Raw genomic sequence first — 19,109 nt, forward strand, 5'->3', positions numbered from 1 at the left:
CTCCCACGGGCTTGGTGTCCCAAAGGTGCATCGGTCTTCCATCCGCCACCGCACTTGCCACTACAGCTTCAAATACGGCATTTGGGAAGTTACAAAGGTGCCTGAAGAGCGGATGAGGGGAATAGCTTCAGCGATCTCAAGGCTTTTTCCGCATGATCATCCCGGAAACGTCCTGCAAAGTTGCCGCATCACGCTGACAGCGGGTTCGACGCTTGGTGGGATGTCCGGCTCGGGTCAGTCGTCGCCCGTGCCGTTCTCGCGCGATAGCTCCTCGCCGGCCTTGGGCTTTCGCCTCTTCGACCGCGACTGAATCATCGGCCCCCATTGTCGATATCCGAAATAGAGGGTGAGGCCGATCGCGACGACCACTAAGACGGCGATGACGCCGCGCTCCACGATTTCGAGTTGGGCAAAGACCGACTGGATCGAATAGCCGAATACATAGCCGAGAGTGGTGAAGATCGTCGCCCAAAGCGCCGCGCCGACGAGATTGAGGAGGACGAAGCGCAAGACGCTGATTTTCGACAGGCCGAGCGCGATCAGTCCCGGCATGCGAAGACCATAGATGTAGCGGTTCACCACGACGAAATAGGTCTGATAGCGCTCGACCAGTTTGAGAGCGCGGCGAAAGCGTTCACGCTCCTTCCAACGCCGCACCCAGCGGTGATTGGACCAGTAGCGAGAGAATAGAAACACTGCGAGATCACCGAAGAAGGAGCCACAAAAGGCGAGCGTGATCATCAGCTGAAAGGGATAGGAGCCGCGATAGGCTAGGAAGCCGCCGATGATCGCGAAGACCTCGCCCTCGAAAAAGGTGCCGGCAAAAACGATCGCTGGACCGAACTGGCTGATGAGGTTGAGGATCTCGTACAATGCGGCTTCCGCAATCTGTCCGAACGGTCCGACGGGAGAGGATGGGGATTTCTGCCTCTCGCCGGCCGCGCCGGTTTGTCTTGCTGTGTCTGTCGTCGTCGCACATAGGCGGTTGGCCGCCATCTTGGAAGGCGTTGCGGTCGCCGCGCTCTCGCGACACGATCGCCGGGCGGACGATTTGACGACGGGCCGTTGCCCGGCTGCATCCCGCGAAGGGACGGAATCGTCTATGTCCCAGAGCCATCTTCGGGATGCTTCATCCACAATCATTCGTCGTGGCGGGCAATCCGTCCCGCGTTTCGCATCTTTCAATCCGAACCGAACGGGGCCTCGACGGCTTAAGGATCGACTCGCTCCGAACCGGCGGCATCCGAGCGTCATCTTGGGCTCCTGTTTTCGCAACGAACGACCTCAGCGAGCGCTCTATTCTGCGACGGAGCAGGACGAGCAGGCCGCTCGCCCCATCCGGCGAGATGCTGATCGGCGTTCTTGCTACCCATAACCTGAAGGTGATCGGCCAATGTCCTATCTGCGGTTCTGTCTGAAGAATGGGCGCTGGCTGGGGGCGGGGTTTGCCCTGTGCTTCTTCTCCTCCTTCGGCCAGACATTCTTTATTTCACTGTCGAATGGCGAGATCCGCGCGGAGTTCGGCCTCTCCAATGGAGCGTTCGGCCTGATCTATATGGCGGCGACGCTGGCCAGCGCCGCGACGCTGCCGGCTCTGGGCGGTCTGCTCGATCGCCATCCGGCCTGGAAGATCGCGGCGGCGAATATTCTTGCTCTCGCCGCAGCAACAGCCGCCATGGCCTTTTCGACCGCCATCCCGTTCCTCGTCCTGACGCTCTATCTCCTGCGCCTGTTCGGCCAGGGCATGATGACGGAAATCGCCTTGACGGCGACAGGGCGCTGGTTCGCGGCCAATCGCGGGCGGGCCATGGCTCTCGTCACGCTCGGACTTCACGCCGGAACCGGCGCTCTTCCCTTCGCTTATGTGATGGCAGCCGAAGGTCTTGGCTGGCGCGGGGCGTGGATCGCCGCCGCGCTTGTCCTTCTCTTCCTCGCTCTGCCGCTCTCGGTCCTACCGATGATGCGCGACCGCAATCCACGCTCGGACCCGTTGCCGGCGGCCAAAAGCGAGGTCCGTGATTGGACGCGCGGCGAGGTTCTTCGCAGCGCGGGTTTCTGGCTGATTCTGATGGCGGTGCTGGCGCCGCCCTTCATCGGCACGACGCTCTTCTTCCATCAGGTCTATCTCACCGAACTCAGAGGCTGGTCACTTGGGGCCTTTGCGGCAGGCTTTGCTCTGATGTCCGCGACGACGGTCCTCGTCTCGATCGCCTGCGGCTCTCTGATCGACCGATTCTCAGCCCTCAAGCTATTGCCGGCCTTCCTCCTGCCCATGGCCGCGAGCTGCTTCGTTGCCGCTTCAGCGGTCGGCGAATGGTCGATCCCGGTCTTCATGATCCTTCTCGGCATCTCCAACGGGGCCTCTTCCACTCTTCTCGGCGCCCTCTGGCCGGAACTCTACGGCACTAAGCATCTCGGCGCGATCCGCTCGGTGACGGTCGCCCAGATGGTGCTCGCCTCGGCGCTCGGGCCCGGCGTCACCGGTGTTCTGATCGATCTGGACGTCTCCTATCCGCTGCAGATCGCGGCAATGGGCGGTTATTGCCTGATCATGAGCGCGGCGATGGCCGTCTTCGTGGTGACGCTCTCCCGGCGTCGGCGCCGCGCGGCAACCGTCGAACCGCTCGGGCCGCAGCCGGGACCGGCTTTCGAGCGCATCGATCCCGAACCGCGCCAGCCCTGAGGCCCGCTCAGCCCATGATGAAGGCCGAGGGATTTAGACCGGGGGCTCGTCCACTTTCTTCCGAAGCGGGCGTCGTCCCCGGCTTACGCAGCGTCCAGCAATGGGTTATGCTTTGGTGCGGGGCGTTCTTTTGACGGGTGGATCGAATGCGCAGGATCGGCGGACTTCGGATCGTCGCGACGCTGGCTGCCTTATGGTCCTTCGCGGCGCCGCCCACCCTTGCGCAGACCCAGGCTGCCGGCGAGCGGCGCCTGATCACCACTGAAGGCGCCGATTATTTCGGCGGCGACTTCGACATCATGAAGGATGTCGATCTCGATATCTGCAGCATGGCCTGTCTTGGCGACGAGCAGTGCAAGGCCTTCACCTTCAATACGGCGACGGGCTGGTGTTTCCTCAAGGCAGAGGTCGGAGAGCTGCGCACCGTCGCGGGCGCGATCTCGGGCAAGGTGGCGCAAGCACCTCGGATCGATGAGGCAAGTGTCAGTGCGCGTGAGGCCGATCTCGCTTTCCTGCCGAGACAAACGGTAGAGGAGGCGCGCCGCTTTCGCTTGGAATTGGCAGGCTCCGAACGCGATCCCCTATCCGCCGATCTCGATCTTCCCGACTTGGTTGCCAACGCCGAGAACGCCCTCGACGAGCGCCGGGCGATCGACGCCTATCGCGAGGTCTTGAAGCGGGCACCGCTCGACGAGGCGACGTGGGCAGGGCTGGCGAAAGCCGCGCTCGACGCCAAACCGACCGAATATGACGAGCAGAGAGAGGTCGCTCGCACTCGCGAACTTGCCGCGATCAATGCCTATCTGACGGCCGGCGACGACCGCATGCGCGCCGAGGCGCTCGATCTACTCGCCCAAAGCTTCGAGGTGGCTTCCAACTGGAAATCGGCGATCAAGACCTATCGGGCGAGCCTCGATCTCGCCGAAGTGCCGGCCGTTCGCGCCCGGCTGGGCGCCACTCTCGCCTCCCATGGCTTTCGAGTCGTCGACAACAGTGTCGACAACAACGCCGCCAGCCCGCGCATCTGTCTGGTCTTCTCCGACCCGCTGGCCGAAAGCCTGACCCAGTCGGACACGGTCGGGGACTATCTGGCGATCGATGGCGGCGACACTCTGCCGGTGACGGCGAGAGGTTCGCAGATCTGCGTTGAAGGCGTGCGCCACGGGCAGCGCTATCACATCGTGGCTCGGCCCGGTATCCGCTCCGCCGATGGCGAGACGCTGCCGAGACCCGTCGACATCAGTGTCTATGTGCGAGACCGCGACCCTTCCGTCCGCTTCGCCACCAATGCTTATGTCCTGCCAGGTGGGCTCGATGCGACGATCCCCGTCACCACCGTCAACACCGATCAATTGGAGGCGCGGGTCCAGCGCGTCGGCGAACGGTCCCTGTCGCGTTCGATCGGCGATGCCGAGTTCCTTCGCCAGCTTGCCGAATATCAGCTCGACGCGATCACCGAAGAGCGCGGCGAGACCGTTTGGACGGGGACAATCGAGGTTCGCTCGCGCACCAATGAGGAGGTGACGACCGCCATTCCAGTCGCCGAACTCGTGCAAACGCTCCAGCCCGGCGTCTATATCCTGTCGGCGCAAGCGGTGAACGGGCCGCAATATCTGGACACCCTGGCGACTCAATGGTTCGTCGTCAGCGATATCGGCCTCACAGCGATGGCGGCCGAGAACGGTTTCCGTGTTTTTGCCCGTTCTCTCGGAACGGCCGAGCCACTGGCGGGTGTCTCGCTCGATCTCGTCGCGGTGAACAACCAGATTCTCGCCAGCGCGACGACCGATGCCGATGGCCATGCGCGCTTTGCCTCGGGACTTCTGGCGGGAAGCGGCGGCAACCGGCCGGCGGTTCTGACGGCTTCGCATTCGATCGCCGGCGCGGGGCAGGTGGGCGCATCGAACAAAGCTGCGACGGGCGACGATGCGCCGCCGGCTGATTTCGTCTTCCTCGATCTCACCCAATCGCCCTTCGACCTCACCGACCGCGGCGTCGAGGGGCGCGAGCCCGCAGGCCCTGTCGATGTCTTCCTGACGGCCGAGCGCGGCATCTATCGCACGGGCGAAAGGGCCCACTTCACCGCGCTGGTCCGCGATGCCAAGGGCGAGGCGGTCGAAGGGCTCGCTTTGACCCGCATCGTAACCCGGCCCGATGGCGTCGAATATGGCCGCGAGCAGGTGATGGACGAAGGGGCGGGCGGTTTTGACTTCGACGTCGCGCTTCCCGAAAATGCGGCACGCGGCGTCTGGACCGTGGCGCTCCACACCGATCCGAATACGCCGGCCCTGGCGCGCACGACGATCGTCGTGGAGGATTTCGAGCCCCAGAAGATCGCCTTCGATCTCGCGACCGACGCCGACCGATTCGATCCGGCGAACCCGCCGCGCGTGAGCGTCGATGCACGCTATCTCTTTGGCGCGCCGGGTGCGGGTCTCGAAGTCTGGGGCGATGCCATCGTCACGGCAAGCGACACCATCGCGGCCTATCCTGGTTATCGCTTCGGTCTCGTCCGCGACGAATCGAACACCATGCGCTATCCCTTCGAGGGCGCGGTGACCAACGAGGCCGGCCATGCCGAAGCGAGCCTTGCCGCCTTCGAGCCGCCGACGACCACGAAGCCGCAGACAGCGAGTCTGGCGCTTCGCGTCATCGATGCGAGTGGCCGCCCCGTCGAGAAGACGCTCGACCTTCCCATGACGTCCTCTTCGGCTCGGATCGGCATCAAGCCGCGCTTCGAGGGCTCCGTTCCGGAAGGAGCGGAGGCCGGGTTCGACATTGTCGCGATCGATGTCGATGGCGCGCGTCAGGCCTTGCCCGGCATCACCTGGGTGCTCAATCGCATCGAGACCGACTTCCAATGGTATAACAGCGCCGGGCGGTGGAACTACGAACCGGTGACGACTGAGAAGCGGATCGCGAGTGGCGAGGCCGATCTTGGCGCCGGTGACGCACTCCCGCTTTCGATGCCGGTCGAATGGGGTGAATACGAACTCGTCGTCACCGATCTGTCCGGCGCGGCGATCCCGGCAAGCGTCAAGTTCGAAGCTGGCTGGGCGCTCGCGGCGACATCCCTCGATACCCCCGACATGGCGCGCGTCCTTCTCGACAAGCCCAGCTACACGGTCGGCGACAAGGCGGTCGTCCATATCGAGCCGCGCTTTGCCGGCCGGGCCGAGATCCTCGTCATGGACGAGCGGGTGATCGCGCGTCAAAGCGCCGATATTCCGGCCGAAGGCGGCGATGTCGTCCTCGATGTCACCGAGGATTGGGGCGCCGGGGCTTATGTGACGGCCATCGTCTATCGACCGATGGATCTGGCGCAAAAGCGCATGCCGGGCCGGGCGATCGGGCTCGCCCATGCCTCGGTCGATCCGGGCGAGCGCAAGCTGGCCGTCGCGATCGAGGCGCCGGCGACGATCGAGCCGCGCCGCAATGTGCCGGTCGAAATCGCGGTTTCGGGCGTGAAACCCGGCGAGACGGCCTTTCTGACGCTTTCGGCCGTCGATGCGGGCATACTCAACATCACCGGGTTCGAGACGCCGTCGCCCTCGGCCTATTATTTCGGCAAGAGGCGGCTCGGGGTCGAGATCCGCGATCTCTATTCCAAGCTCATCGACCGCATGCAGGGGGCGCCCGGCACGGTGCGCTCGGGCGGCGATGCGGGCGGAAGCTATGAAAGCCCGCCGCCGATGGACGACCTCGTCAGCCTGTTCTCCGGCGTCGTGACGGTGGGGCCGGACGGCAAGGCTCGGATCGATCTCAACATCCCCGATTTCAACGGCACGCTCAAGCTGATGGCGCTTGCCTGGTCCAAGACCGGCGTCGGCGAAGCCGATGCCGAGATGGTGGTGCGGGATCCGGTCGTCATGGCCGTCAGCCGGCCGCTCTTTCTCGCGCCGGGCGACACGTCGCGGATCGCTGTCGATCTGACCCATGTGGATGGCCCGGCCGGCGACGTGACCCTGTCCCTGTCCGGGGGCGAGGGGATCGTCGATCTGGCCGATGGCGGAGAGCCCGGCCTTGTCAGTCGCACGTTCTCACTGACCGATGGCGGGCGGGCACGCGTGCTCCTGCCGGTTCGTGCCGAAGCAATCGGCGATGCGGAGTTTGATCTCTCCCTCGCTTTGCCGGACGGCGGCGAGATCCTGACGAAGCGCTTCAGCCTCAATGTGCGCTCCAACGCGCCCGAGACTGTCGAAAAGAGCCGCGTCGCGCTTGCCGGCGATGGCGGAAGCCTCGCCCTCGATCCCGATATCTTCACCGACTATGTGCAGGGAACGGCGACGGCGACCGTCTCCATCACCGGCGCGGCCGAATTCGATGTCGCTGGCGTGATGCGGGCCCTCGACCTCTATCCCTATGGCTGCACCGAGCAGATCACCAGTCGGGCGATGCCGCTCGTCTATCTCGACGCGACGATCCTGGCGGCCGGGCTTGGTCGCTCGGACGATCTGCGCGAGCGGGTCTCCGCCGCAATCAAAGGCGTTCTCGCCAACCAGTCCTCGAATGGGGCCTTCGGGCTCTGGCGGCCCGATAGCGGCGATCTGTGGCTCGACGCGTATGTGACCGACTTCCTGACCCGCGCTCGGGAAGCGGGCTACGCCGTGCCGGAGGAGGCCTTCACCCTCGCTCTCGACAACCTGCGCAACAATCTCTCCTATCTGCCGGACAATCCCGATTTCGGCCCGGTCGCCTATGCCTATTACGTGCTCGCCCGAAATGGGCGGGCCGCGATCGGCGATCTGCGCTATTATTCCGACAACGAGCTGTCGAAATTCCCGGCGCTCGCAAGGGGCCAGATCGGCGCCGCCCTCGCTCTTTACGGCGACCGGGTTCGGGCGGAGCGCGTCTTCCGCTCGGCGATCGATGCTTCACTTGCCACTGTCGGGCCGCGATCGAGCTTTTCCGATTATGGCTCGACGCTGCGCGACGACGCGGCGATCCTGACCCTCGGTCTGGAAACGAAGGTGGATGGCCTCGATCTGTCCGATCTCGTCCAGCGGGTGAATGCCGGCCGCCAGTCCCAGCGCTATACCTCGACCCAGGAAGACGCTTGGTCGCTTTTGGCCGCCCATGCGCTTCTCGATCGCGATCCGCCACGGCTCAGCGTCTCCGGCCGTCCCGTCGACGGGCCCTATAGCGCGAGCTTCGACGAGGCGGCTTTGGCGGCCGGCGTCGATGTGGCCAATCGCAGTCCGGCTCCGATCACCGCAGAGGTGACGCTTCGAGGCGTTCCGAAGGTCGCGCCGCCCGCCGCGACGGAGGGCTATCAAATAACGCGCAGCGCCTTCACGCTCGATGGCGAGTCCGCCGATCCGAGCGAGGTCGCACAAGGCGATCGCCTCGTCTTCGTGGTCGAGGTGACCCCGGTCGATGCAGGGCCCGCGCGGCTGATGATCGACGATCCGCTTCCCGCCGGCTTCGAGATCGACAATCCGGCGATCCTGCGCGGAGGCGATGTTGCCGCTCTCGACTGGCTCGAGCTTTCAGGCGAGGCGTCGAACACCGAATTCCGTGCCGACCGTTTCCTTGTTGCCGTCGATCAAGGCGATGGCGATACCGGCGTCCGGCGCTTTGCCTATATCGTGCGCGCGGTCTCTCCGGGCGAGTTCGTCCGTCCCGCCGCGCTCGTCCAGAACATGTATGATCCGAGCCGGCGCGGACGCACGGAAGAAAGCCGGATCTCGGTGGTCGGCCCGCTGCGGTGATCGACCTTTGGGAAGAGAGGCGTCGAGCTTCACCCCTTGCCGGCGCGGAGAGGCTCAAGCGGCAAGAGCCGGTCCGTCGCGCGCCGCATCGTCGATCACGATGGTCGGTCTTCGTCCTTGTGGCGTTCGTCCTTCTTGCGGGTGTCGGGGCCATCATCTTGTATGGTCGCTTCGAAGCGGCGGTCGAGACACGCATCGCCGCGATCGAGGAGCCACGCACCGGTGTCGAAGTCGTCGATCGGAATGGCGCGCTTCTCAGAGCCTTTGCCTCCGAGGACGGCCGCTGGCGTCTGAATGCAAGCGTCGATGACGTGGACCCGCGCTATCTCGCCATGCTGATTGCCTGGGAGGACAAGCGGTTTCGCGACCATGGCGGGGTCGATCCGGTCGCTTTCCTGCGGGCCGGGTGGCAGTCGATCGCCCATCAGCGCATCGTCTCGGGCGGATCGACGCTGACTATGCAGGTCGCGCGCATGCTTGGCCGTCTGCCGACGGGCAGTTTCTCGGCCAAGGGCGAGCAGATCGTCACCGCGTTCGCGCTCGAACGCACGCGCAGGAAGGACGACATCCTCTCGCTCTATCTCGATCTCGCCCCCTATGGCGGCAATCTGGAGGGCGTCAGGGCCGCGAGCTGGAGCTATTTCGGCAAGGAGCCCAAACGCCTGACGGCGGCCGAGGCCGCTCTTCTGGTGGCGCTGCCCCAAGCCCCCGAGCGCTATCGGCCCGATCGCTTCCCGGAGAGGGCGAAGGCCGCGCGCGACCGGGTTCTCAAACGCATGGAAGGCCTCGGCCTCATCGATGCCGACGAGGCGGCGCGCGGCATGCGCGAAGCGATGCCGAACGGGCGCCGTAGCCTGCCGGTTCTGGCCGCCCATACGGCCGTGAGGCTTCATCAAGCCGATCCAAAGCGCGAGCGCATTCGTCTGACGATCGACAAGGCAATGCAGGCGCGTCTGGAGACCTATGCCCGCGAAAAAGTGTCGAGCCTTACCAAGCCGGTCAGCCTTGCGATCCTCGTCGCCGATTCGGCGACCGGCGAAATCCTCGCCGCTATCGGTTCGCCCGATCTCTTCGATCGCGAGCGCCAGGGCTTCAACGATCTGACCCGCGCCAAGCGCTCGCCAGGCTCGACCCTGAAGCCGTTGATCTACGGCCTTGCCTTCGAGAGGGGCCTTGCCCATCCCGAAAGCCTCGTCGACGATTCGCCAGCCGCCTTCGCCGGCTATCGGCCGCAGAATTTCGACCGGGTCTTCGAGGGCATGATCACGGCGCGCCGCGCGCTGCAACTCTCGCGCAATCTGCCGGCCGTGGAGCTTCTCTCGGCCGTCGGGCCGGCCCGGCTCGTCTATCGCATGCGCCGGGCGGGTGCCGATCCCGAACTTGGCGATCGCTCGCTGCCCGGCCTTGCCATCGGTCTCGGCGGCATCGGCCTCAGTCTGGAAGACCTCGTCGGCATCTATGGCGGTCTCGCCAATGGGGGGCTTGCTCAGCCGCTTCATGTGGAGGTCGACCCAGCGCTCGTGAAAGGCGCGGGGGCAAAGCGCATCCTGTCGGCTCAGGCCGCTTGGTATGTGACCTCGATCCTGGCCGGCGCGCCCACGACCACCAAGGGTTCGCCCGGCGAGATCGCACACAAGACCGGCACGTCCTATGGCTACCGCGACGCCTGGACGATCGGTTATGACGGGCGCCATGTGGTGGGCGTCTGGCTTGGCCGGCCGGACGGCGCCCCGGTTGCCGGGCTCGTCGGACAGGATGCGGCGCTGCCCGTTTTGCACGATGTCTTCTCGCGCCTTGGGCCGGTCGAACGACTGCCCGGTCCGCCGCCCGGCATTCTCGCCTCGGCTGGCGGAAATCTGCCGCCGCCCATGCGCCGGGTCGGGCGGGCGGCCATGGCCGCTTCGGCCTCCAGCCGGCCGGAAATCGTCTTTCCGCCCAATGACACGCGCATCGAAATCGGCCTCGGCGAGGCCGTCGCGGCCCTTGGCCGGCAAGACGACGCGGCTTTTGTCGGGCAGGAAAGCGGGGCGGGCGAGGCGAGCAGGACAGGGGCCGGCGGCGCCGATCTCTTCCTGAAGGTGCGCGACGGCAAGCCGCCTTTCACCTGGTTCGTCGATGGCGTGCCGGTCGCCCGCGACGCGCTGACCCGTCAGTCGCAGGTGCGGCTGACGGAGCCGGGCTTCGTCGATATCCTCGTTCTCGACGCGGCCGGGGGCGCGGCCCGCTCCTCCGTTTTCGTGGAATGACGGGCGTCTTCGTGGGATGAAGCGTGCGCCACACCGCTCCCGTCATCCCCAAAGCGCGCGATTGGGCGGGGAAAGAAGGGAATGGGTGTAGTGGATGGCGTGGGGCCGATCGCGGGCGATCAAAAGCGGCCCGTCGAGATCGACGATATCGGCATCCTGGGCGAGCAGGGCGGCGGGGGCCATGGAGAGCGAGGTCGCGACCATGCATCCGACCATCACCCCGAAGCCGAGCCGCCGCGCCTCATGCTTCATGCGAACCGCCTCGGTCAGGCCGCCGGTCTTGTCGAGCTTGATGTTCACATAGTCGTATCGCCCGAGAAGCCCTTCCAAATCGGCGCTGGTATGGACCGATTCGTCGGCGCAGAGCGGCACGGGATGGGGAAGGGTCGCCAGGATTTCGTCCTTGCCGGCGGGCAAAGGCTGCTCGATGAGAACCGCTCCGCCTCCGGTGGCGGCAAGCATGTGTCTCGCAAGGCACTCTTTGGTCCAGCCTTCATTGGCGTCGAGTATGATCCGAGCCCCGCGCGCCGCCGCATGGACGGCGCGGATGCGCTCGATATCGTCGCCGGTGCCGACCTTCACTTTCAGAATATTGCGATCGGCCGCCCGAGCCGCAGCGCCCATATTGCCCGGCTCGTCCAGGCTGATCGTATAGGCGGTCTCGATTGGGCGCGGCGTTTCGGCGCAGATGAGCTTGGAGACAGGCGTCTCCGTCCGCTTGGCCTCGAAATCCCAGAAAGCGCAGTCGGCGGCGTTGCGGGCCGCACCCGCCGGAAGGCGCGATTGGAGCGCATCCTTATCCAGCCCATTGGCGATGTCCTTCGACAGATCCTCCAGCGCGTCGCGCACGCTCTCCACCGTTTCGCCATAGCGGGCATAGGGCACGCATTCGCCGCGTCCCTCGAATGCGCCGTCCGAGAGGGTCGCGACAATTACGACGGCTTCGGTCTTGGCGCCGCGCGCGATGCGGAATTCGCCTGCCAGGGGCACGTGCTCGACTGTGACTGAAAATCGACGCGGCATGGGGATTTTCTCCGATCTCGCAAAAGCGGCGCGCCGCTTCATGACAGGCCCTGAATAGAGGGTTAAAGGCACAAGAAGAAAAGATGCGGCCCGTTCCGACCGTCGCATCCCTGTTGCCGTTCGGCGTCAATGGATGCCGAACCGTCTCGGTCGCTCCCGCCGGCCATTCAGGCGGTCTCGCATGTGCACTATCATCATGCGTGAAGAAAATTCGTCGGCCAGGGGTAGTCGCCGCGCCGATGTGATCGAGAGCGGTCTTGCGGTCGAGCGCAAGGGACACGGACGAACGGCGAAGATGAGCCTTGAGGAGCTTAGCTCCTGGCATTGAGCGAAACGGGCGAAAGAGGGCAATGGCAGAGGCGACCAGGGCCGAAAGCGACAGCGCGGCGCCGCGGCGACGCAGCGAAGCGCCGAGTCTCAAGGGAGAGCGGCACGAGGGAACGCTCGTCCTGACGGTCGCCGGCGATTGGCTCTCGCGCACGGTCGGCGCGCTCGAAAAGGATCTCGAAAAGACGGCTGAGGCCAATCTCGGCTCCTCCATCACCATGGATCTCTCCGCCGTTGGCCATGTGGACACGGCGGGTGCCTTTGTCCTCGAGCGCCTGCGCCGCCAGCTTTCCCAGTCGCGCGGCGAAATCGCCCTGGATGGTCTTGCCGAGCGCAACCGTCCGCTGTTCAAGGCCGTGGGCGATGCGATGGACCGGGAGCGGCCGAGCGCCAAGCCGGCGGAGACGAATCGCATTGTCGCTGCGATCGCCGGGCTCGGCGAAGGCATGGTCGGACTGAAGGACGAACTGGTCAACGGGCTCAACCTGATCGGCGGCGCGATGTATGGCGCCGGCCGGCGGCTTTCGGGGCGAACCCAGCTGCGTCCTGCCGCGATCTTCAATCAGATCGACCAGATGGGCGTGCGCGCCGTTCCGATCATTATTCTCATCACCTTCCTCGTCGGCGGCATCATCGCCCAGCAGGGCGCCTTCCAGCTTCGGCGCTTCGGCGGCGAGGTCTATGCGGTCAATCTCGTCGGCATTCTCGTCTTGCGCGAGATCGGCGTTCTTTTGACCGCCATCATGATCGCCGGCCGCTCCAGCAGCGCGATCTGCGCCGAAATCGGCTCGATGAAGATGCGCGAGGAGGTGGACGCGCTGCATGTGATCGGCCTCAATCCGATCGGCGTCCTGGTGTTTCCGCGTCTCGTCGCCCTCACCATCGCCCTGCCGCTCCTGACCTTTATCGCCAATCTCGCCGCGCTCGCGGGCGGGGCGCTGACCCTCTACATCTATTCGGGCATCAGTTTTGCCAATTTCGCCCAGGGCCTCCAGAACTCCATCGACCTCTTCACCATCTTCTCCGGCCTCATCAAGGCGCCCTTCATGGCCATCGTCATCGGCCTGGTGGCAGCTAATGAGGGGCTGAAGGTGGGGGGCAGCGCCGAGAGTCTCGGTCTTCGGGTAACCTCTGCGGTCGTTAAATCGATCTTCCTCGTCATCGTCATGGATGGGCTTTTCGCGATTTTCTATGCCTCCGTCGGACTCTGAGACACGCGCCAATGGTGCGCTTCCGCGCAGCACCCAAACCGGCAACGGGGCCGCCAAGAGCGGCAACGGGGCGAGCGACGCTATGGGCGCGAACCCGCCGGCTCCGAAGGACGATGATGACGTCATCATCCGGGCGACCGACGTCACTGTGCGCTTCGGCTCGAAGACGATCTTGGAAAACCTCAATCTCGACGTGCGACGCGGCGAGATCATGGGTTTCGTCGGCCCGTCCGGCACCGGCAAGTCGGTGCTTCTGCGCACCATTCTCGGCCTCAATCCCAAGCAAGGCGGTACGATCGAAGTTTTCGGTACCGATTATGAAAAGGCCTCGGACCGCGAGCGCCTCGCCATCGAGCGGCGCTGGGGGGTTCTCTTCCAGCACGGCGCCCTGTTCTCGGCCCTCAACGTGCTCGAGAACATCCAGGTGCCGATGCGCGAATATCTCGATCTGTCACCGAAGCTGATGGACGAACTCGCCCGGCTGAAGATCGATCTCGTGGGCCTTGCCCCGGATGCGGCTGACAAATATCCGTCCGAACTCTCCGGCGGCATGATCAAGCGCGCCGCGCTCGCCCGCGCCCTCGCTCTCGATCCCGACATCGTCTTTCTCGACGAGCCGACCTCTGGGCTCGATCCGATCGGCGCGGCCGATTTCGACGAATTGATCATGACCTTGCGCGACACGCTGGGCCTCGCCGTCTACATGGTGACCCACGATCTCGACAGCCTGTTCATGGCCTGCGACCGGATCGCGGTCCTCGGCGAACGCAAGGTCCTCGTCGAGGGGCCGCTCTCGACCATGCTCGAATACGACCACCCCTGGGTGAAATCCTACTTCCACGGTAAGCGCGCGCGCCACGTCGTCCTGCCCGACGAGAAGAGCGCCGGCTCTGCCGCCGACACGCAAGGATCCGTCTGATGGAAACCAAAGCGAATTACGTCCGCGTCGGCATCTTCACCATCGTCGCCCTCGCACTGGCCTTCGGCTTCGTCTACTGGTCGATCTTCTCGCGCCAGGACCAGTCCAATGTGACGCTCCTCGTGCGGATCGAGGGTTCGGTCACCGGCCTCCAGCAGGGTAGCCAGGTGCTTTTCAACGGCCTGCCGGTCGGATCGGTCCAGTCCTTGCGGCTCGATCCCAACAATCCGCGCGTCGTCATCGCCACGACCCAGGTCCAGCCGGACATTCCGATCAAGGAGTCGACACAGGCCAATATCGGCTTCCAGGGCCTGACCGGCAACGCCTTCGTCGAACTGCGCGGTGGCGATGTCAATCAGGAGAACATCATCCAAGAGGCGCAGGCTCAAGGGGCCGTGCCCGTCATCACCGCCAATCCCTCCGACGTCACCGACATCCTCGCCACGGCCCGCGATATCTCCGAGCGGGCGAACAACATTCTGGGCCAGTTCGAATCCATCGTTCAGGCGGTCGGTCCCTCGGTGCGCGACAGCGCCACGAACATCACCGAGATCACCCGCAATGTGAACCAGTTCACGGCGGGGCTCGCAGCCAATTCCGACGACATCGACAATTTCGTCGCCAATCTCTCCGATCTTGCCAGGAGCGCCAGCACCGTCGCCCAGGCTCTGCCGGGTGTCATTTCCAATGTTCAGGCGATCGTCGCCGCGATCGACCCGGCGGATGTGGGCCGGACGGTCGAGAACATCGCGGCGGCGTCCGACAATGTGCGCGAACAGTCGGCCAATCTCGGCAATATCGTCGAGGCGGTTCAGACCGCGGCGAACGGCGTCGGCCAGATCGGCGATGCGATCGAGCGCAATGCCGCCGGCATCGACGACTTCCTCGGCAATCTCGGGCCCCTGTCGGAGACCGCGACGCGGGTCGCCTCCAATCTCGACACGACCGTGACCTCGGCGAACCGCATTCTCGGCGCCGTTGACGAAGAGACTGTCACCAACACGCTGAACGGGCTTTCGTCCACGGCCACAAATCTGTCGAGCATCTCGCAGACCTTCTCCGATGCCCGCGACACGATCACCGATCTTCTGTCCGGGGCCTCGTCAGTCGTCGACGACGCCAATCAGGTCTCGTCGACCATCGCGGCGCGCTCCGAGAGCATCGGCACAGCGCTCGATCGGCTCGATCCGATCACCATTGCCGCCGAACAGACGGCGACGAGCCTTCGTGAGACCAGCGATCAGGCTCGCCAGGTCATCGCCGCCGTCGATCCGGCGCAGATCTCGCAGACGGTGGACAATCTTTCCAACACGGCCACCAATCTCTCGGCCGTTTCGGACACGGTCGCTAATCAGCGCGAGGCGATCACGACGGCGATCACCGGTGCCACCAACGCCATTCAGAACATCAACCGTCTGACCACCACCGTCGCCGGTCGCACGCAGGAGATCGACACGGCGCTTCAGCGGCTCGATCCCATCACCCAGTCGATCCTTCAGGCGAGCAACCGGCTGAGCACCACCGTCACCAAGGCCGGAGACTTCGTCGACGCGATCGACACCCAACAGCTGAACCGCGCGATCGACGAGGTCAGCCGGCTCGCCACGACGGTCGGTTCGAAGTCGGAGACCATCACCTCGATCATCGACGGGGTGAACACGACCGTGCGCACGCTCGATACGGCACTTCAAGGCTTTAGCGAGACCCGCGCGCAGGTCGATACGCTTCTGGCGAGTATCGATCCGGGTCTCGTCAACACCGCGGTGGAGAACATTTCCAGCGCCACGACGAATATCGCCAGCGCCGCCGACAGCGTTCGCGATGTTGGCGATATCATCGGGGCGCGAAAAGACGATATCGACCGCATCCTCAGCAATGCCGACGTCACCAGCCAGCGCCTGGCCGCGGCATCGGGACAGTTGGACGAGCTGATCACCTCGGCGAACAATCTGCTCGATGGATCGGACAGCGGTCGCCCGCTCGGTACAGACTTGGCCGAGGCCTTGCGCGCCGTGCGCGACGCCGCGGCCTCGATCCAGACCCAGGTGACACCGATTTCGGCCAATCTTCAGCGTTTCTCGGGCGAAGGCCTGCGTGATCTGCAGAATCTCATCCAGACCTCCACCCAGGCGGTCAACCGGATCGAGCGCGCGGTCACCGACTTCTCCAACGATCCAAGCCAGATCATCTTTGGCGGCGATGGAGCGAATGTGAAAACCTATGATGGGCGCACCCGTCGCTGATGAGCAACAGACGGCGTCCTGTCGAGCGCGGCCCGGTGAAACGGGCCGCGTGATCTGCCAAGAAAACGAGGCGGAGCTTCTCCGCCCTGCGGCCGATGCCAGGCCGTTCGATGATCGTGAGGGGATGAGCGCATGAAGCGCCTGGGGCATGTGTTGGGTCTGATCGCATTGGCGGGCGTCTTGTCCGCCTGTACGACGACGGCGCCGGTCGACACTTACGAGATTTCCGCGCCGAGCCTTGAGTCGGCCGTGCGGGGATCGACGCGCGCGCAGATCCTCATTCCCGATCCGACGGCGATCAAGACGCTTGATTCGGAAAAGATCGTCGTCAAACCGACGCCCTATACGATCGAATATCTTGGCGGCAGCCAGTGGAGCGATCGCTTGCCGCGCATGGTGCAGCTGCGCCTGCTTCAGGCCTTCGAAAACACCGGCCGCGTCGGCGCCGTGGGTGTGCCCGGCCAGGGCCTGGCGATCGACTATCAGCTGATCCTGGAAATTCGGCGCTTCGAGATCGACGTGGTCGGCGGACGCCGGGCGATCATCGAGATTTCGGTGAAGGCCCTGAACGATCGGAACGGCACGGTCCGCCGCACCAACATTTTCACCGCGACCTCGCCGGTGACAGGGGCGTCGAATGACGATTTCGTTGCGGCCCTTGATCGCGCCTTCAACCAGATTTCCCGGGATATCGTCGCCTGGACCCTGACGCTGGTTTGATCTCGCAACGGGGGTGGGGCGCGTGACGACGCGGGGGCTTTCGAGCGGCGGGCTCTGCCTCGTCCTTGGCGGGGCGCGCTCGGGAAAAAGCGCCTATGCCGAGAGGCGCGCCGCCGAGACCGGCCTCGATAAGGTCTATGTGGCGACGAGCGAAGCCTATGACGAAGAGATGCGCGAGCGCATCGCGCGTCATAAGGCCATGCGCGCAGAAGCCGGATGGCACACCATCGAGGAGCCGCTCGCGCTGGCCGAGACGATGGCCGTCGAGCGTGGTGGCGATCGGGTGATTCTCGTGGACTGCCTGACGCTCTGGGTTACCAATCTGATGATGGCGGACCGGGATGTGGAGGCTGCAGCGAGCGGCCTCGTCGAGGCGCTGTCGGAGACGACGGGGCAGGGGCCCGTGATCCTCGTCTCCAATGAAGTCGGGCTTGGCATCGTGCCGGACAACGCCATGGCCCGCGCCTTTCGCGATCAAGCCGGCCGGCTGCATCAGCAAATCGCCTCGATCGCAGAGGAGGTTGTCTTCGTGGCGGCCGGTCTGCCGCTGACCTTGAAGGGATAGGCGGCGCCTCCCCACGCCATTCCCCAATGCCCGTCGCGCCCTATGACGGGTGTATGACACTCATTGACGAACGATCCGAGGCCGCGCCGGTGACGATCCGGCGCCTGCCGGCGCTCGATCCTGCCATCCGCGAGGCGATCACCCACCCCTTGGCCGAGGCCTCGACAGCGAACAACTTCGCCTTCGCGCCTCGCTATCTGGCGCTCGGACTCGATGGTTGCGGGATGATCGACGGCGGATTGATCGCCCAGCTCTATTGGGACTGGATGTATGTGGAGATCCTCGCCGTTCCCGAGCGCCTGCGCGGAAAGGGTCTCGGGCGCGACCTCATCGAGCAGGCCGAGACGATCGCCCGCGCCGAGGGCTGTCGCGGCGCATGGGTCGACACCTATTCCTTCCAGTCGCCGGGCTTCTATGAAAAACTCGGCTATCGGCCCTTTGGCCGCTTGCCGTTTTATCCGGGCACTGAGGAACGCGTATTCCTCGCAAAGCCGCTGGACGAGGAGGCCGAACGAATCATGACGGAGAGGGGGACGGCGCTTTGACCGAGGACAGAGAGAAGACGGTCGACGGCCTCAGCGAGGAGGAGCGCGACGCTCGACACGCGGAAAAGATGAAGAAGAAGAAGGCCGCGCGCGACAAGATCCTCGCCACCAAGACGATCGAGAAGGGGCTCGTCATTGTCCACACTGGCAAGGGCAAGGGTAAGTCGACCGCCGCCTTCGGACTGGTCTTCCGCGCCATCGGCAACGGTATGAAGGTGGGCATCGTCCAATTTGTGAAGGGCAAATGGGCGACCGGCGAGCGAGTGGCGCTGGAGCGCTTTCCCGATCAGGTGACGATCACGGCCATGGGCGATGGCTTTACCTGGGAAACCCAGGACCGCCAGCGCGATATCGCCGCCGCGCGCGCCGCCTGGGAGCGGGCCAAGGCAATGATCCTGGACGAAGAGCACGATATGGTCCTGCTCGACGAGCTGAATATCGTGCTGCGCTACGACTATCTCGATGTGGCCGAAGTCGCGGAGTTTCTCGAGACCAAGCCCGAGATGAAACATGTCATCGTCACCGGCCGCAATGCCAAGGACGAGCTTATCGAGATCGCCGATCTCGTGACCGAAATGGAGATGGTGAAGCACCCCTTCCGCTCAGGCGTGAAGGCTCAGAAGGGGATCGAGTTTTAGAGGTGGGGCGGGGGATCGCACTGATCGGGTTTCGATCGCCCTCAGCATCATTCAGCTAAGGGGTATCAGCCGAAACCGTCGTCGCTTCTGCGATCCGATAGCCGATCGCGTCTGCCACAAGGGGCAAGGATGAAGCGCATAGTTGCCACCGCTCGTCATCCTCGGCCCGACAGGGCCGGAGACCCTGTGTGTTTGGGATAGTGTAGAGTGAGTGCGGGAAGGAGACCGACGGGACCCTGATCGCCCACGGGTAGATCGTGGCATGGCTCGATCCCTTC

The 19,109-nt window shown here is 64.6% G+C and carries 12 protein-coding genes; 10 read left to right on the plus strand and 2 right to left on the minus strand.

What is annotated here, in order from left to right; all coding sequences use genetic code 11:
• Nucleotides 1-234: 234 nt before the first annotated feature.
• Nucleotides 235-873, minus strand: a complete 639-nt coding sequence (locus tag B9A15_RS21985; RefSeq protein ID WP_084413095.1) for a DedA family protein — start codon at nucleotides 871-873, stop codon at nucleotides 235-237.
• A 520-nt stretch (nucleotides 874-1,393) separates the two neighbouring features.
• On the opposite strand from B9A15_RS21985, the gene B9A15_RS21990 reads away from it, so the two are divergent.
• The 3 genes from B9A15_RS21990 to pbpC all read left to right on the plus strand — a co-directional run bounded on the left by B9A15_RS21990 (nucleotide 1,394) and on the right by pbpC (nucleotide 10,640).
• A complete protein-coding gene (locus B9A15_RS21990) occupies nucleotides 1,394-2,683 on the plus strand; it encodes an MFS transporter (protein WP_084413096.1) in 1,290 nt (429 codons plus the stop codon).
• Between the two features lie 146 nt (nucleotides 2,684-2,829).
• A complete protein-coding gene (locus B9A15_RS21995; protein ID WP_084413097.1) occupies nucleotides 2,830-8,394 on the plus strand; it encodes an alpha-2-macroglobulin family protein in 5,565 nt (1,854 codons plus the stop codon).
• A gap of 158 nt (nucleotides 8,395-8,552) precedes the next feature.
• Nucleotides 8,553-10,640 (plus strand): penicillin-binding protein 1C, encoded by a 2,088-nt coding sequence (pbpC, locus tag B9A15_RS22000; RefSeq protein WP_244557082.1) that lies wholly within the window; start codon nucleotides 8,553-8,555, stop codon nucleotides 10,638-10,640.
• A 42-nt stretch (nucleotides 10,641-10,682) separates the two neighbouring features.
• On the opposite strand, the gene dgcA is transcribed toward pbpC, so the two are convergent.
• Complete coding sequence (dgcA, locus tag B9A15_RS22005) at nucleotides 10,683-11,663, minus strand: N-acetyl-D-Glu racemase DgcA (protein ID WP_084413104.1); 981 nt, start codon at nucleotides 11,661-11,663, stop codon at nucleotides 10,683-10,685.
• 350 nt (nucleotides 11,664-12,013) lie between these two features.
• Here dgcA and B9A15_RS22010 point away from each other — a divergent pair, with 350 nt between their 5' ends.
• The 7 genes from B9A15_RS22010 to cobO all read left to right on the plus strand — a co-directional run bounded on the left by B9A15_RS22010 (nucleotide 12,014) and on the right by cobO (nucleotide 18,831).
• Nucleotides 12,014-13,201, plus strand: a complete 1,188-nt coding sequence (locus B9A15_RS22010; RefSeq protein ID WP_084413098.1) for an ABC transporter permease — start codon at nucleotides 12,014-12,016, stop codon at nucleotides 13,199-13,201.
• 82 nt (nucleotides 13,202-13,283) lie between these two features.
• A complete protein-coding gene (locus B9A15_RS22015; protein ID WP_084413105.1) occupies nucleotides 13,284-14,120 on the plus strand; it encodes an ABC transporter ATP-binding protein in 837 nt (278 codons plus the stop codon).
• On the plus strand, nucleotides 14,120-16,363 hold the full coding sequence (locus B9A15_RS22020) for an MCE family protein (RefSeq protein ID WP_084413099.1): 2,244 nt from the start codon (nucleotides 14,120-14,122) through the stop codon (nucleotides 16,361-16,363). The genes B9A15_RS22015 and B9A15_RS22020 overlap by 1 nt, the downstream gene beginning before the upstream one ends.
• Before the next feature lie 132 nt (nucleotides 16,364-16,495).
• A complete protein-coding gene (locus B9A15_RS22025) occupies nucleotides 16,496-17,083 on the plus strand; it encodes an ABC-type transport auxiliary lipoprotein family protein (RefSeq protein ID WP_084413100.1) in 588 nt (195 codons plus the stop codon).
• 22 nt (nucleotides 17,084-17,105) lie between these two features.
• Nucleotides 17,106-17,648 (plus strand): bifunctional adenosylcobinamide kinase/adenosylcobinamide-phosphate guanylyltransferase, encoded by a 543-nt coding sequence (gene cobU / locus B9A15_RS22030; protein ID WP_084413101.1) that lies wholly within the window; start codon nucleotides 17,106-17,108, stop codon nucleotides 17,646-17,648.
• A 53-nt stretch (nucleotides 17,649-17,701) separates the two neighbouring features.
• Nucleotides 17,702-18,193, plus strand: a complete 492-nt coding sequence (locus B9A15_RS22035) for a GNAT family N-acetyltransferase (RefSeq protein WP_084413106.1) — start codon at nucleotides 17,702-17,704, stop codon at nucleotides 18,191-18,193.
• A complete protein-coding gene (gene cobO / locus B9A15_RS22040; protein ID WP_084413102.1) occupies nucleotides 18,190-18,831 on the plus strand; it encodes a cob(I)yrinic acid a,c-diamide adenosyltransferase in 642 nt (213 codons plus the stop codon). Before B9A15_RS22035 ends, cobO begins: the two co-directional genes overlap by 4 nt.
• The last annotated feature ends 278 nt before the right edge of the window (nucleotides 18,832-19,109 follow it).

It is taken from the genome of Fulvimarina manganoxydans, from assembly GCF_900176465.1.
Taxonomy (GTDB): Bacteria; Pseudomonadota; Alphaproteobacteria; order Rhizobiales; family Rhizobiaceae; genus Fulvimarina; species Fulvimarina manganoxydans.

What these genes read in the sequence shown, in the direction of transcription:
- B9A15_RS21990 (WP_084413096.1), top strand. Translation starts at nt 1,394, where the DNA reads ATGTCCTATCTGCGGTTCTGTCTGAAGAATGGGCGCTGGCTGGGGGCG.
- B9A15_RS21995 (WP_084413097.1), top strand. Translation starts at nt 2,830, where the DNA reads ATGCGCAGGATCGGCGGACTTCGGATCGTCGCGACGCTGGCTGCCTTA.
- dgcA (WP_084413104.1), bottom strand. Translation starts at nt 11,663, where the DNA reads ATGCCGCGTCGATTTTCAGTCACAGTCGAGCACGTGCCCCTGGCAGGC.
- B9A15_RS22010 (WP_084413098.1), top strand. Translation starts at nt 12,014, where the DNA reads ATGGCAGAGGCGACCAGGGCCGAAAGCGACAGCGCGGCGCCGCGGCGA.
- B9A15_RS22015 (WP_084413105.1), top strand. Translation starts at nt 13,284, where the DNA reads ATGGGCGCGAACCCGCCGGCTCCGAAGGACGATGATGACGTCATCATC.
- B9A15_RS22020 (WP_084413099.1), top strand. Translation starts at nt 14,120, where the DNA reads ATGGAAACCAAAGCGAATTACGTCCGCGTCGGCATCTTCACCATCGTC.
- B9A15_RS22025 (WP_084413100.1), top strand. Translation starts at nt 16,496, where the DNA reads ATGAAGCGCCTGGGGCATGTGTTGGGTCTGATCGCATTGGCGGGCGTC.
- B9A15_RS22035 (WP_084413106.1), top strand. Translation starts at nt 17,702, where the DNA reads ATGACACTCATTGACGAACGATCCGAGGCCGCGCCGGTGACGATCCGG.